Origin of the sequence: Bradyrhizobium ganzhouense, assembly GCF_049949285.1 — a bacterium.
Lineage (GTDB): Bacteria > Pseudomonadota > Alphaproteobacteria > Rhizobiales > Xanthobacteraceae > Bradyrhizobium > Bradyrhizobium ganzhouense.
The window spans coordinates 3,931,436-3,944,641 of sequence record NZ_CP181318.1 but is presented as its reverse complement, the minus strand read 5'-3'; the positions used below and the strand labels follow the sequence as shown (position 1 = coordinate 3,944,641).

Here is a 13,206-nt window from a genome sequence, read left to right as displayed (position 1 = left end):
GAGTGAGCCTGATAAAGCAGATATCGGAAATCCCGGCAGCCGTAACCGGCAGAACTTTGACCCGAATTAGATACCCGTCCGCCGAATCCTGGCGGTCGCTGCAGCTACGCCGCCGATGACAGACCCTCAGCCCCAGCAGATTCCGATTCCTCGACGGGCTCATAGTCTGGCGACGGGTCGTAGCCGATTTTCTCGAACCGGCGACACAAGTTCGCTAGGAAGCGGATCTGACGCCGCTTGAGATGCGTCGCACCCCAGCGGTGTACTTTTTCGGCAAACTCCTGCTCGTGCTCCTGAAAGTCGAAACGGCTGACGTAAGCGATCGCGGTCAAATCCGGGACGGAATAGCCGGCATATTCCGTGAACGAGCGCGAATAGTGCTGGAGCCGCTTCAGCACCGCCCATTCTTTCTCGGTGTAAATATAATCGGGAGGCCGCCGCAGCTCGTCTGTCAGCCAATCAAATTCCCAATCATTCCAGTCATTGAAACGGTCGTGCAAAAGAGCTTTCGCGCTAGTGCGAAACTCAAGCGCTGCCGCCAGCTCACGTTGGGCTTTGGTAATTCTCGCCATTGCCTGCTCCAGGTTCGGAAGCAAACGCAACGCCAGTGCATAAGTACTGTATGAATGGTGCAGAACTAGCCGATTCGAGGGTTCCCCACCACGCGCGACCAACGCAATCCCCTGATTCGAGGGGGGATCTTTCAGAGTCAATAGAGCACAGGGGCTTCCAATCGCCTTGTGCCGATCCTTGCTGGGGGATCCGGCAAGCTCACTGGGAGCTTCGGAACTGACTGATGGTTGGAGTTTCTGTCGCGACTAGTAGCTTCGACGTTATGGCCGTCGGTCGTTCGTGCGGCGCGACCAATACTGATGGTAAGCTGGCCCATGTGAATTGGGGGGATTAAGCGGCGGCGCAATATTGATCGGAACGGGCGCGGGCAAATCTGGTCCGATGATGATGGCCTCTCCGGGAGCCAACGTCGGAATGAACAGAGCGGCGTTGCGATCCAGATCGCCGCACGCGCGTTCCACGGCCTGACGATCGTCGTCGTTTGTGAGCCTATGAACAATGAGCGTTCCCAGTTGGCTCAAAACATCTGGCGGGATATCGCGCGGCCGTTGCGTGGCGAGGACGCAGGTTAACCCATATTTTCGCCCCTCCTTGGCAATCAGGCCAAACGCTTCCAACCGAACATTCGCGTACTCATCGCCTATGGTGCGGCCGAGGAACTGGTGCGCCTCATCAAGCAGAACAATCAGGGGTTTTTCACGGAACGCATCGGCCCGCGCGCACGTCAACACATACCGCCCAATGACATTCATCAGTATTTCGCGCGTGTTGTGCTCAAAGCGGACATTCTTGAACGAGATCCGCAGGACATCATCATCCTCGTTCTCGAAAAAGTCCTTAAGAATGGTGGCCAGGGAGGGCCCCGCTTCGCCAAAGAGGCATGCGAGCTCGTTCGAATGGATCAGCGTGCGGATGCGGGCAATCAGCCCCTCACAATAGCCGAGTGCCTGTTGATCAACGTTTCCCCAGTTGGCGGAGTTCTGAAAGTCCGTGGAGTAGACGCATTCGGCCTGAAGCTGATCACCCAGGTCTTCGATCGCGAAGTCGCAAAGGGGGCTATGGAGCTGTGCTTTCCTCGCGTTCAGCTCGTTAAAAAAAGGCGCCCGAGGTTGAGCGCGCTTGGTGAGAAGTCGTCCTTGATAGACAGCCAAAGCATGTTGAATCCCGGTCAGGATCCTCACCAGCTTGAGGCTCCGGATCGCCTCGCGCATTTTAGGGCCTTGTATTTGCCCCGAGGGACGAAAGAGAGCAAAAAGGTCGTCCTCTGTCATCTCGCGGTAAGGGAAGTGCACCTGGATCGCACCGGGTTCGGCTGCATCAAAGGCGTAATGCTTGCTGATTTTGGGGCTGTCCGCAAATTCCCCTGTCGGATCGAAAAGAAGGGCTTTTCCGCCGGCGGCCTGAATTTGTTCGATGACTTTGGCTAGCGTCCAGCTTTTCCCGCCACCGGTTGCGCCAAAAATTCCGCAATGTCGGCCGAACACTTTTTCAGGATGAAGACGCAGCGGCACGCCCGCGCCTGCGTCCAACGTCCCCAATTCCAGCGTTATCGTGCTCGTATCACCAAGGGCGTTCGCAATGAGATCGCCAAAGTGCGCAGGATCGGCGAGATAGACAGAATCACCAACTTTCGGATGCACCCGCAGACCCCGAAGGAGCTTATCCTGCCGTTGATCGACCGACGCGAAAATCAAGATGCGCCCGATCGGATGCGTGTCGGACTTCTTTCCGAGAGTGGGCTCGATAGTTAGACGTTCGACGTCCGGCACGCCCACCTCAACGATGCGACCAAGAAGCTTGACCAAATCGCAATCGATGAAGACAAAGTCGCCGACAACACCTCTCGCAAGCGAGCGACGTTCGGAGTTCGCCGTCGCAAATGGCATGTTGGCTTTGACCGTGGAAGCGGCAACGAAGCAAACAGATCCAAGATAGCGCGCGGGATCAACCAGGCTGTGTTTCGTCAAGGTTCATGCCCCCCGAGAATTGCTGACGAAACTGCTGCATCCGATCAAGGTGACGCTCGCGCTCGGTCTGCGCGACCAGATCCGGCAGCGCGATAGCCATATCTTCAAATCGGCCATTGAGAAGGGTGATACGTTGATCGCCAAGAGTAACCAACCGCTTGAAACGCTCCAAATACTCGTTGTTTTTGACCCGTGGCTCGGATGTGAGAGGCGCAAGCTGATTTGGCGGCTCCGTCTTCAGCGCGCTATCTGCCAGGAAAGCGACGTCGCAGAGAACAACTTTTAGCGTGAGATTGGCCTCGATAGCCGCAAATATGGGCTTGCTAATATGGTCATCGTTGAACCCGAATCCCGAAACGATTAACGCCGTGTCAGGCTCGCGCAGTGCGGCTTGGAACGCGGCCATCATGTCGAGATAGGGGCTCGCGAACGCTTCCTGAAATTTGCTGTCGCGCGGATAGATCAGAACGGGCGAGCCGTCCTCTCCGTTCTTGGAGCGAACGAGGATCCCGTCCGATCGACGGCGCCAATCGATGGATCCGTGCAGCTTATAGAGATGAAAGACATTCTCGATGTAGTCCGCAGGCTCTTCGTCCGAACCGCGACGCACAATGTCATACGCAAAATGAGCACTGTCGTAGGTTTGCGGAATTGAATGCGAGAACCCATCCACCGCCACAAACTGGAGCTGGCGTGCGGCCGCTTCAAAACAAAGATCGTAATTGGTCGTAAAAATCTTGGCCCGGGGCTTCCTAACGCTTCGCCGCGCGAACTTCCTGATCACATTGCGGTGCGCCCCCAGCTCCGTGCTATCGATGACGAAATCGACTTTATCCAGGATGGCCTTCTCCGCTTCGTCCACGAAGGCGGCGATCGTCTTGGAGTTCTCATCGTTGAAGAGCGCGGAATACAGTTTGCAAAGCGTCAGCAGCTTTTCAATGTTCTTGTTTAGGTTAGCCGCGTTGGGAATCTTTGCAATGATTGCGGCGAACTCGTTCTTGCCAACCTTGACTTCAGCAGCGTCCCAGAGATCCACCATGCCCGGTGCGCGCTTCTGATCAGGCGCATTACTCGCGCAGAAGGAAGAGCCCGCGCCAGTCAACATAACGAGATTATTCGCGTTGAGAGCATTATGCAGGGCCAGTTCGACGGCATAATGCGATCCCTGCGCCGCGATATGGCCTTGCTCATTCACTTGGTCGTCGTGCGCCTTCCAGCCATTGCTAGGCTCGAACAGGCGGATATTGGACGCCGCAGCGGGCTTGTCCGACCAAAACGACATAGATTTCCTCCAACTCCAACACTCGAGCAATTTTCCACTATTACGAGCAAGATCGATTGCCAGCAATCGCGACTATCAGCGGCTTACCGGCCTGCGGTTGAGCCCGCCTTCCTGGGGATCGTTTCGAGGGGGTGTTGACCCAGGTGCAACCTTCAGCCAGAATAGAACGAATAGTGAACGATATTTCTCTGCATGAGCGGCCACGTCTACGAGCCTCATATCGTTTGCACCAAGTGTAGGCATCAGATTGGGCTGACGGAGTCTATTGCGGCTCCCCTACTTGAGGCTCAGCGACGTGGATTTGAAGAGAAGCTCGTTGCGCGGGAGTCTGCCTCGTGCTGCTGACGCGCGCGATGTCTTTTCAGATTTTTGCGAAAGCCTTATCAGTGAGACCGCTTTAGAAATTGACGCGCGGGACTTAGACGCCACCAAAAGGGCACGCGCAGGGCTTTCATTCATTCACTTAAGACTCGGGGACCAGCGCTTCTGTGGACGTTTGCACCAATTTCATCAGCCTTCGAAACTCCGCATCGACGCTGTTATTTTTCCACCGATTTACAAAGCGGCACACGATCTGGAGGTTGCCGGCCTCATAGTGGCGATCGCTATCGATGCGATCGAGCGAACACAAAAGTTCCAAATCATCATGCTCGCCACGGAATTGAAGCTTCAAGCCACTTACTGCGCACAATCCATCCTGGGCGTCGAGCAACGCGCTGATGTAGCGTTCAAAGTCGAGGTGCCCAAACCTGACTTCCTTATTCTTTATGGTTCGCAACTCTTGCTGTCCGTTGGACCGCGCAGCCGTGTCTCTTGCGTTCATTGCCATTTCGGCAATGCTTTTTTGCCGACCATTAAACACAACGCCCGAGCGCGTTGTGGCGGCTTTTGCTTTGGCTTTCCAGGTTGGATCGTCGTGCCAGTGCGCCAGGTCCTGTCCCTCGATGAGAGCCAGGGCATACGCGGCGTGATCCGGTGACAGCTTCTGTAGCGTTCCCTCAGTGAACAGAAAGTCCTTTGCTTTCGCGTGCAAAGCATTCCATTCGAGGCGGTTACCCCGCTTATTGACGTTTCTCCAAGGCTCGCAAGGCTTGTGGCACACATAGACGCGCGGAGCGCCCTGCAGCGGCCTAGGATCAATTTCCAGAGCAATCTCGGACGCGTCGGACTTGGAGATGGTCCACCAAATCTGCTCCTTCTCCCGATGAATCCAAACGTCACCCGATGTTTCGGAAATGATCGTCATCAGGTTGAACCAACGCGACGCCACGGGACGCGTGGGCGCGATCCCTGATGCCGCTTTCAAATTTCGTATGCAATAGTCGATATAGCCGGCACGATCGCGCCGCTCCCAAAACCCATGCACTCCCTCGGCGTTCATGGTCGCAACGGTGCCGCGGTGGAGACACTGGGGCCACTCGTAGTTTTCACGGCCGAAGTTGGCGATAAAAACGTTCAATGACGAAGCTCCTGAATCCCGGCGGAGTGCCCAATAACGCAACTGTAAGCTAATGAAACAATTGGACGAAAGGCGAGATTTCGCGAGACGATCAGTTTCCGCCGTTTATCCGCTACCCTACCTAGCCGTCTGATTTTGGCTCAGAATATGTCCATTCCGCTCTGAGCATTTCCGCGAGTTGGACCGACTCGGAAACCGTTAGACTCGAAAGCTCCTCGGCCAGTTTCGACACATCGACTGCTCGCTTAAGCCCGGGATATTCGTCCTCGGACAGGGGGAGAACTGGATTTCCGCCCTTGAAGTATCCCATGTCGGTCCGCAGTTGCTGCGCTTTCAGGATATCTTCTGCCGTCCAGTCGCCCGTATCGAGGCAAATGAAGTCCTCTGACGACCCCTTCACATCAAGGGCATCCATCGCTATGCCGACAATGAAGCGCCTCTCGGGAGTGACCGCCTTTGCTGCATGGCACCGCATTTGAAGCTCTTTGGCGCGATCGGCACGATAGGCGGCATGATCCTTTCCCTGGTCGCCCTTCCCTACATACAGCACGTAGGTGACGTCCGGTTGATCGGAGGGGAGCAGAGTGCTGATGGCCTGCTTTTTCGCGAACTCAGCCCGCTGCAGAATGGCCTTCGAGAGGACCCTTCTGTGAAAGCGGGTTTCGCCGGCCAGGATGCGCATCACACGTTCATGCTCTGACATGTCGTGCTCGTTGCCAAACTCAAGAGTCTGGTCGAGGTAGTTATCGTTGACGTATTCGATGAGACCGTCCCAGAACTGGCTTTGCTTGTTGGCTTCCCGACCCGCCTGAAATTCTTTCGAAGCCTCGACCGTAGCCCAAAGGCCAGGCTCCAGCCGGTAGTCGCGATCCCTAGCTGGGAACGTTCTTCCATGCCAGAGATAACAGCCAAGGAGATCCGTCTCTGCGTCGGCAAACTTGAAATTGGTCTGGGTCAGCACAACCTTGCTGTTCAGGTAGTGGATGAAATCGGTGACCGTCGAGAGTTCGGCAAGGACGGTTGCCAGGCTCTCTTCGTCAAATACATGAACCCATCCTAACGCCTTGTCGTTGATCCCCACGGTGAAGCGAACGGCGTCATTCAGAACTGCAGGCTCAAATCTCAACGCCCGAGTTCCTGTTTCGGCTTCCGCGCGATCGAGGGCACCCACCGCAACACAAATCCGATGCACGCGCATCTCTGCCAAGCTTGGCAGTTCTATGGGCAGCCTTTGAAGACATTTCGCGTCCAGAAACACTTTGTCCGGGGCGGCGACAATGCACTTTTCTGCTTTGGTAATCTGCCTGACAGAATGGGTGACGGAGTGATTGTACCAGCGAGACCAATCCAGATCCGCGTCGCCGGTGTTAGGATAGCTGCAAGACTTGTCGGAAAAAATGATCACGTCACTCCCGAATACGACCAGCAGGTCGGTAAGCTCCTTGGTAGGCTTCCTGAACAGATTGGGATAGGTCCATAATTTTAGAAAAGACTTGTCGCAAAGCTCGGCGAGAATCTTTTCAGATGCCGTCAATCCCTCCGAGCGCCGAAACCGCATTGTTGCCTCGCCCAAGCTTCTTCAATTAAGAGTAGCATAAGCCAATTGATGGCTTGGCGGATAAAAGGGCGAGCCTTGTGCCGTGGGACCCCGGTCTCTAGCGATCTGCAGTTACGGCGGCACATTTGAAACGTTTGGTCGTCGGATTGATGCGCCGCGTGTACGGGCCACAAGCTGATTGGCAAACTCTAAAAACCTTTATCAGTGCGTAAGACGAACTGCCTTCATCGGCGGCAGTTATGATCGAAGTCGTCTCTGGTAACCTGTATCCGCAAAAACGGGAATATTTTCCCGGACAAGGTTGATGACTTTCCGGCGAGCGCCAGTTCTGCAGAGAACGCACCGCCGGCTCCGCGCCCCGCGTCGGCACGATTATCGTTTCAGTAGGTCGCCCGCGTCCACGCCCAGCGCCTTTGCAAGCTTGCCAAGCATGGTAACCGAAGCACTGTAGGTGCTGGTCTCCAGCTGGCTGATATAGCTTCGATCTACCTTCGCTCGAAACGAGAGTTCCTCCTGACTCCAGCCTTTTTCATGCCGAAGCCGCCGAAGGTTCTTTGCAACAATGTCTCGCATTCCGTCCATGAAAGACGGCATGCTTCTTGTTGAGCATACTCCACAATTGAGTATACTCAACAAAGAGAACTACGGAGGCAGCATCCCATATGAATGGTCCTGGGACAGTACAGCTAGAGCCGTTCGCGGAAGTTGCCGGGGATACCTATCGATTTGGATACCGCGTTGTCGGAGTCAGCGATTACGTTTCTGCGATCGAAGTGCCTGTTCAAATCGTAGAGCAAACGGTGCTGACGAGAGCTTCATTAGCAGTAGGGATTGGTCCGGACGGAACGGTAATTTCACATTTTCTATGGCCACATACTGCAGACACCATCCCAGATCCGCCGACCGAAGCGCTCGACGTCCTAGTTCGACGAGCCGTAAACTCCGACAATCTTCGGATGGAGGAAGCAACTGTTTCAGACCTAAATACGCTCCTGCAGCGACTTGAGTGTTCCATCAGTCTCGTGAAAGATGCCATCAGCCAGATATCAGGCGAGCCGATTACTCCGGTGTAGATGACGGAAATCACTGGCTCGCCTCTTCCCTGTTAGCGAGCTGGTAAGATGGTTCCTTACTCTTGCCGGGGCTCTCCACCGACGCTTTCTGGGTAGATGGATTATCGGGACGTCGGGGCTTATCGATCGTCGGATCCTTCGCGCCGCCTGCCCGGCCGGCTCGCTTGAAATCCGCATCGCCATCTAGAAATGCCTCCAGCATAAACGGTACGAGATCGACCACCTCCTCCCGGGTCCCGTAGGTCTCTGCATAAAAATCGGCGTAATCGCGAAGCCGCGCAGCAAGCGCCGGCGTTAGCGTCGTGCTGAGCTTGACCGGAGTGCGGTCGGGCAGTTTTGAAAGTTTCATCGGCACTATCTCGCCTTGGCCGCCGTCTGAACGTCTTGATACGGCTTCAGCACCAGATCCTTCGAAACAATCACCCGCAACGGCCAGCCCGGCCGCACCGTGATTGTCGGCTGCACGTCGAGCTCGCGCTCCACCAGGCGCTGCCCCGCGCGATTGGTCGTTTGCTGCGTGCTCTCGCGCAACGCTTTCACGAGGTCGCTCTCGTCGTTTCCGATCGAAAGCTGCGTCCCCACCCCGATCAGGGTCGCCAGAGCGACGCCCTTGAGCAATTGCCAGGTGTGGAAGTCCACCTCATCCTCGAGGCCCGCGTAACCGGCGACATCTGTGGCCGGAAGATTCTCGATCACGATTGAATTGCCGTTCGGCAAGATAAGTCTCGTCCAGACGACCAGCGCCCGCTTCTGACCAAAAGCGACGACGCTGTCGTATTTTCCCATGATCCGCGTCCCTTGCGGGATCAGGAGATGCTCGCCCGTCACCGTGTCATAGACGTTTTCGGTGACTTGGCCGATGGTAGTGCCTGGCAAGTCCGAATTCAGACCCGTGACGAGGCTCGCTGGAATGATCGAGCCGGCCATCACGGCATAGGTGGACGGTGCAGGCTTGAGCGCATGGGGATTGGTGGTCTCCGTGTCGGCCTTCGCACCCACGAAGGCGAGCTTTCGCGCCTGCGACGATGGAATGATCTCGCCCGACCGGTCAATCATCGCCTGCGCCGTCTTTGCGAGTTCCGCAGCGGACGGACCTGTATCGGGGGCCGCAGGCCTAAATGCGGATGGAGCGGCAGCCGGCACTTCGGTCATGCTTGCCTGCTTGCGCTTGTCCTGCTTCTCAGACAGGCGGACGAACAAGCCCGACTCCTTTGCCTGCTGACTGATCCGCGTTTGGCGGATCCGTTCCGCCCGTTCAGCATCTTCCTCCGGGTTGGTCCGAAAACCAGTGTCCGATACTACGCCGGCCTTCCTCTCGTTCTCGGCAAAAGCCCGGCCGATGTCCCCAGGCGACGGCGGTCCGAGCCGCGGCGTCGACGGCGGCAACTCCTCGTAGGACTTTGGCAACTTGCTGAGCCCCTCAGCGGTCTGTTTGCGGTCAGTATTATAAAGCTCTGTCCGCTCCGACTGCTTGAAGGATTGTGGTCGGAGCGCAATGAGTATCACCCCGCCAACAAACAGCGCCGCGACGGCGCAGCCGATCATCAGCGCGCGCCTGTTGAGGCGCCGAACCGCCCGCGGACGTGCTCGTAATTCCAGCGGCTCCGGATCCTGATCCAGTCCCGTCGTCATGATGCGCTCCCGGTGCTGAAGGCCTGTGACACCGGCCGCGCGTCAATACGGATGATCCGGACGATGCGCTGCGGATCTTCGCCAAGGCGAAGCTCGGCAGCACCGAACATCCGATCCACGATGTAGTAGGAACCACGGACCCGGTAATTGACGAGGTTTGGCCGGCCATCGGCTCCGGCAATGAACAAGGGCGGCGCCTCCCCTTGCAACAGGCCGGACGGCATCTGGATATAGACTTTGCGGCCATCGTCGAAGGCACGCAGCGGCCGCCACGGCGGATCGTCTCCTTCAATCCGATAGCGGAAGTTCAAGCTGTCGAGCCGCACACCACGATCAACGATCCGTTCCTCGTTTTCCTGCGCTGCGACGTTCTGCTTATGGAGAGCAACGAGCGTGTCAGTCGGATACGTCCACGAGATGGACGCCATATAGGTCTGCTTGGTCGACACGAGCTCGAGGTGATAGGCCCGCCGGTCGGTCAGGACCACGAGATTGGTTTGTATGTCCGGAAGCGTTGGCTTGATCAGGATGTGGACCCTCCGGGCGGTCCCCTGCCCACTCGAGGTATCACCGACCACCCAGCGCACAGTATCGCCGGTGGAGACGTCGATCAGTTCTTCGCCAGGCTGGAGCGCGATGGTCGAGACCTTTTCGGGACTCGCATAGAGCCGGTAGAGCGCGCCTTCCGTCCATGGGTAGACCTGGATGGCGTTGATGTAGCCGGCCCGCGTCGGCTCTATCCTCGCCGCCTTGTTCGCCGTGGCGATCGCCTGCTCCGGCGGCAGCTTCTCCTCCTTGCTGCCCTTTGTCGGCAAGGGCTTCAACTGGCCCGGCAACGGAAGGACCTTGGGCGTTTCGACGACCTGCACCGGTGCTGGGGGATCGGCCTCTGGAAAGCCCTTCTCGAAGACCATGTCATCATAGGGCGCTTCGAGATTGAGCTTGGTGGCGCATCCGCCGAGCGCAAATGACAACGCGAGCACGCTGGCCGACGCGAGCTTGGTGAGGGTAATAGAATTCATTTGGCGTCTCCAATGAGGTCGCGCGACCAATTGAGGGAATGGACGTAGAGGCCGAGTGGGTTCTTCCGTAGGGTTTCAGCATCTGCGGGCGGCTTGAGAATGGTGGTGACGAGACCTGTGAAGCGTTCGGTCTTTGCGATCGCACCATTCTCGTAGGTGTTCTCTTTCCAGCGGATCTCGAAGCTGTCGCCGGACGCGCGCACCACGGAGGTGACTTCGGCGGTCACCGTCTTCGAGCCGATTTTCGTGAACGGATCGGCTTCGCGCGCGTAGTCGTTTAGGACTTGCGCGCCACGGTCGGTGACGAAGTCGTAGGCGCGCAACCAGTTCGTCCGAACGATGACCGGATCGATCGACAGCGAGCGGACATTCTCGATGAACCGCGCGAGAAAATGCGCGATCTGTGCGTCTGACGGCTGGTAGGCTTCGAGCGCCTGCCCGACTGCGCGGACTTCGCCGAGCCGATCGACCTCGACCACATAGGGAACGACACCCGAGCGAGCGATCTGGGTAAAGATCGTCAATCCGAGGACACTGGACAGGCCGATGGCCGCCAGCGCTGCCAGCCGCCAGTTGCTGGCCTGAACACGGGCAGATCCTAGCCGCTCGTCCCAGACCTGGGCTGCCTTTTGATAGGGTGTGACCGGCTCAGGCGTCTCGCCATAGCGAACGGACACGCGCTGAAAGGGGTGACCTGCCATGTCCTACTCCTCCCCCAGCTTCGGGCCCGAAGAATGCCCGCCCTTGTCACCCTCCTTCAGAGTGTGAGCGGCGACCTGGGCCGCTTCCCTTGCGTGTCCTCGTCCTGACGACGCGGCCGTACGCCCCGCGCCCTGAGCAGCCGATCCGCTCGTCGTACCGGCAGTGCTCGCGCTTGAAAGCTGATCCACGGTTGCGGCCCGGGCCGACGAGCCCGCAGCCGAGGACGCCCTTGTGAGCGATGCCGCGGAGCGAACCGCAGTCATTGAACCACCCGCCGCTAAGCTCAGCCCGCCCACGGCCGCCGCTCCACCGCCAATCGCGACCGCCGCCGCACCCGCCACCGTCCCTGCGGCGGCGCCGGCGCCCAACTGCGGTGCCCCCGAGACCAATCCCGCTGCGATTCCTGGGCCGAAGATACCAAGGCCAAACAGCGAAAGGGCTGCAAGCAACAGGCTCATGGCCGACACGATGTCGACCGGCCGGGTCAGCGTGCTCGCGAGTTGACCGAAGATGGTCGAGCCGATGCCGATGATGATCGCGAGCACCATCACCTTCACCCCCGAGGCGACCACGTTGCCGAGCGTCTTTTCCGCCAGGAATGCGGTCTTTCCCCACAAGGCGAACGGCACGAGAATGAAGCTTGCAAGCGTCGTCAGCTTGAATTCGATCAGCGTGACGAAGAGCTGCACCGAGAGTACGAAGAAGGCGAGCACGATCAGGATCCAGCAGAACAGCAGGATCAGGATCGTCGGCAGGTTGGTCAGGACATCAAAGCCCGAGAATTGGCCGGTCTCCTCCAGAAGAGGATGAGCGGCCGTAAACCCGGCCGAGGCGACAAAGCCGGGCCGCGCCAGGTCGGCCGCACTTAAGCTCCCGCCGGATGCCTTCAGACCGATGCTGGAGAACGAGGCAAAGACAATATCGGCAAGGCTCTTGAAGTTGCCGATAATGAAAGCGAAAGCGCCGACGTACAACACCTTCTTGGCAAGCGTGACCATGATGTGGTCGTCCGCGCGCATGCTCCAGGCAAGGCCGGCGAGCGTCAGGTCGATGCCGATCAACGTTGAACTCAAGAATGAGACGTCGCCGGAGAGGAGACCAAACCCGGAGTCGATGTAGCGCGAGAACGTCTCGGTGAAGCGGTCAATGACAGAGAGATCAGCCATGGCGCCCTCACCTACTTGCTGGCGTTGTAGGCATGGCCATCGCCGATGAAGCGGGTAAATCGCTCCTTGGCGGCGGCCGACGATGCCTGCTGCTCGGCGGCACGCAACGTGTCCGCGCGCGCTTGGGTTGCCATGAGTGCCTGGGTTTGCAACGACTGCTTGATCTGCAACGCGAGCAATTCGTTGCCAGACTGTTGGGCCTGTAATGAACCGACCGCCGCGGACGAATTCGCCATCAGCGTCCGGAGCGTCTGGCCGTCTTGATCCAAACCACTGACGATGGCGGATTGAACGGTGAGCGACTGCTTCAACCCGTCGTAGCTGTTGTCCCAACGTGCCGTTGCATCCTGCACCATCTTGTCGGACGAGATGGCCGCCGCGTACTGACGGGGGTAAAGCCGTCGGAAGTCCTGCTGAGTCGTCTGGACATCGAACGAGATGTTCTTTGCCTGATTGATCAGTCCGTTCATCTGATTGATGTTCGAGGAGAGCTGACCGACGACGCTTGTGGGGAGGCTCGCGAGATGCTTCGCCTGATTGAGGAGCGACTGGGTCTGGTTTTCGAGGCTCCTGACCTGATTGTTGATCTGTTCAAGCGCGCGCGCGGCGGTGAGGAGATTTTGGCCGTAGTTCGTAGGATCGAAGACGATATCGAACGCCCCGAGCCGTCGCACCCCACTCACGGCGATGGCAACTGATAGTATTGTTGTTATGATAACCCTTGAAGTTGTGCCCAAGAACATGCGGCCGATAGGTTCGATCATGGAAGCCT

General features: G+C 57.8%; 12 protein-coding genes. All 12 read right to left on the bottom strand.

Annotation, left to right across the window (positions count from 1 at the left end):
• Nucleotides 1-104: 104 nt before the first annotated feature.
• Nucleotides 105-572, bottom strand: coding sequence for a hypothetical protein (locus ACLFLU_RS17795; protein ID WP_426413454.1), 468 nt, complete (start codon nt 570-572; stop codon nt 105-107).
• Nucleotides 573-833: 261 nt separating this feature from the next.
• Entirely contained in the window at nt 834-2,540 is a 1,707-nt protein-coding gene (locus ACLFLU_RS17790; protein WP_426413453.1) for an ATP-binding protein, read from the bottom strand.
• Nucleotides 2,518-3,822 carry an SIR2 family protein gene (locus tag ACLFLU_RS17785; protein WP_426413452.1) on the bottom strand — a complete coding sequence of 435 codons (1,305 nt, stop codon included), beginning with the start codon at nt 3,820-3,822 and terminating at the stop codon, nt 2,518-2,520. Before ACLFLU_RS17785 ends, ACLFLU_RS17790 begins: the two co-directional genes overlap by 23 nt.
• A gap of 463 nt (nt 3,823-4,285) precedes the next feature.
• Nucleotides 4,286-5,281, bottom strand: a complete 996-nt coding sequence (locus ACLFLU_RS17780; protein WP_426413451.1) for a hypothetical protein — start codon at nt 5,279-5,281, stop codon at nt 4,286-4,288.
• A 121-nt stretch (nt 5,282-5,402) separates the two neighbouring features.
• Nucleotides 5,403-6,839 (bottom strand): hypothetical protein, encoded by a 1,437-nt coding sequence (locus ACLFLU_RS17775; protein WP_426413450.1) that lies wholly within the window; start codon nt 6,837-6,839, stop codon nt 5,403-5,405.
• A 372-nt stretch (nt 6,840-7,211) separates the two neighbouring features.
• On the bottom strand, nt 7,212-7,412 hold the full coding sequence (locus ACLFLU_RS17770) for a helix-turn-helix transcriptional regulator (RefSeq protein ID WP_349626519.1): 201 nt from the start codon (nt 7,410-7,412) through the stop codon (nt 7,212-7,214).
• A 510-nt stretch (nt 7,413-7,922) separates the two neighbouring features.
• On the bottom strand, nt 7,923-8,261 hold the full coding sequence (locus ACLFLU_RS17765) for a DUF2274 domain-containing protein (RefSeq protein WP_426413449.1): 339 nt from the start codon (nt 8,259-8,261) through the stop codon (nt 7,923-7,925).
• Between the two features lie 5 nt (nt 8,262-8,266).
• Nucleotides 8,267-9,457 carry a TrbI/VirB10 family protein gene (locus ACLFLU_RS17760; protein ID WP_426413448.1) on the bottom strand — a complete coding sequence of 397 codons (1,191 nt, stop codon included), beginning with the start codon at nt 9,455-9,457 and terminating at the stop codon, nt 8,267-8,269.
• An 83-nt stretch (nt 9,458-9,540) separates the two neighbouring features.
• Nucleotides 9,541-10,566 carry a P-type conjugative transfer protein TrbG gene (gene trbG / locus ACLFLU_RS17755; protein WP_426413447.1) on the bottom strand — a complete coding sequence of 342 codons (1,026 nt, stop codon included), beginning with the start codon at nt 10,564-10,566 and terminating at the stop codon, nt 9,541-9,543.
• Nucleotides 10,563-11,267, bottom strand: a complete 705-nt coding sequence (gene trbF, locus ACLFLU_RS17750; RefSeq protein WP_426413446.1) for a conjugal transfer protein TrbF — start codon at nt 11,265-11,267, stop codon at nt 10,563-10,565. The genes trbG and trbF overlap by 4 nt, the downstream gene beginning before the upstream one ends.
• Before the next feature lie 3 nt (nt 11,268-11,270).
• The gene (gene trbL / locus ACLFLU_RS17745) at nt 11,271-12,434 is read right to left on the bottom strand and encodes a P-type conjugative transfer protein TrbL (protein WP_426413445.1); all 1,164 of its coding nucleotides are present in this window, start codon (nt 12,432-12,434) and stop codon (nt 11,271-11,273) included.
• A gap of 11 nt (nt 12,435-12,445) precedes the next feature.
• Nucleotides 12,446-13,198, bottom strand: coding sequence for a P-type conjugative transfer protein TrbJ (gene trbJ, locus ACLFLU_RS17740; protein WP_426413444.1), 753 nt, complete (start codon nt 13,196-13,198; stop codon nt 12,446-12,448).
• Nucleotides 13,199-13,206 lie beyond the last annotated feature (8 nt).

Coding starts and splice junctions, on each gene's coding strand:
- ACLFLU_RS17795 (WP_426413454.1), bottom strand. CDS start 572: ATGGCGAGAATTACCAAAGCCCAACGTGAGCTGGCGGCAGCGCTTGAG.
- ACLFLU_RS17785 (WP_426413452.1), bottom strand. CDS start 3,822: ATGTCGTTTTGGTCGGACAAGCCCGCTGCGGCGTCCAATATCCGCCTG.
- ACLFLU_RS17775 (WP_426413450.1), bottom strand. CDS start 6,839: ATGCGGTTTCGGCGCTCGGAGGGATTGACGGCATCTGAAAAGATTCTC.
- ACLFLU_RS17770 (WP_349626519.1), bottom strand. CDS start 7,412: ATGCGAGACATTGTTGCAAAGAACCTTCGGCGGCTTCGGCATGAAAAA.
- ACLFLU_RS17765 (WP_426413449.1), bottom strand. CDS start 8,261: ATGAAACTTTCAAAACTGCCCGACCGCACTCCGGTCAAGCTCAGCACG.
- ACLFLU_RS17760 (WP_426413448.1), bottom strand. CDS start 9,457: ATGATCGGCTGCGCCGTCGCGGCGCTGTTTGTTGGCGGGGTGATACTC.
- trbG (WP_426413447.1), bottom strand. CDS start 10,566: ATGAATTCTATTACCCTCACCAAGCTCGCGTCGGCCAGCGTGCTCGCG.
- trbF (WP_426413446.1), bottom strand. CDS start 11,267: ATGGCAGGTCACCCCTTTCAGCGCGTGTCCGTTCGCTATGGCGAGACG.
- trbL (WP_426413445.1), bottom strand. CDS start 12,434: ATGGCTGATCTCTCTGTCATTGACCGCTTCACCGAGACGTTCTCGCGC.
- trbJ (WP_426413444.1), bottom strand. CDS start 13,198: ATGATCGAACCTATCGGCCGCATGTTCTTGGGCACAACTTCAAGGGTT.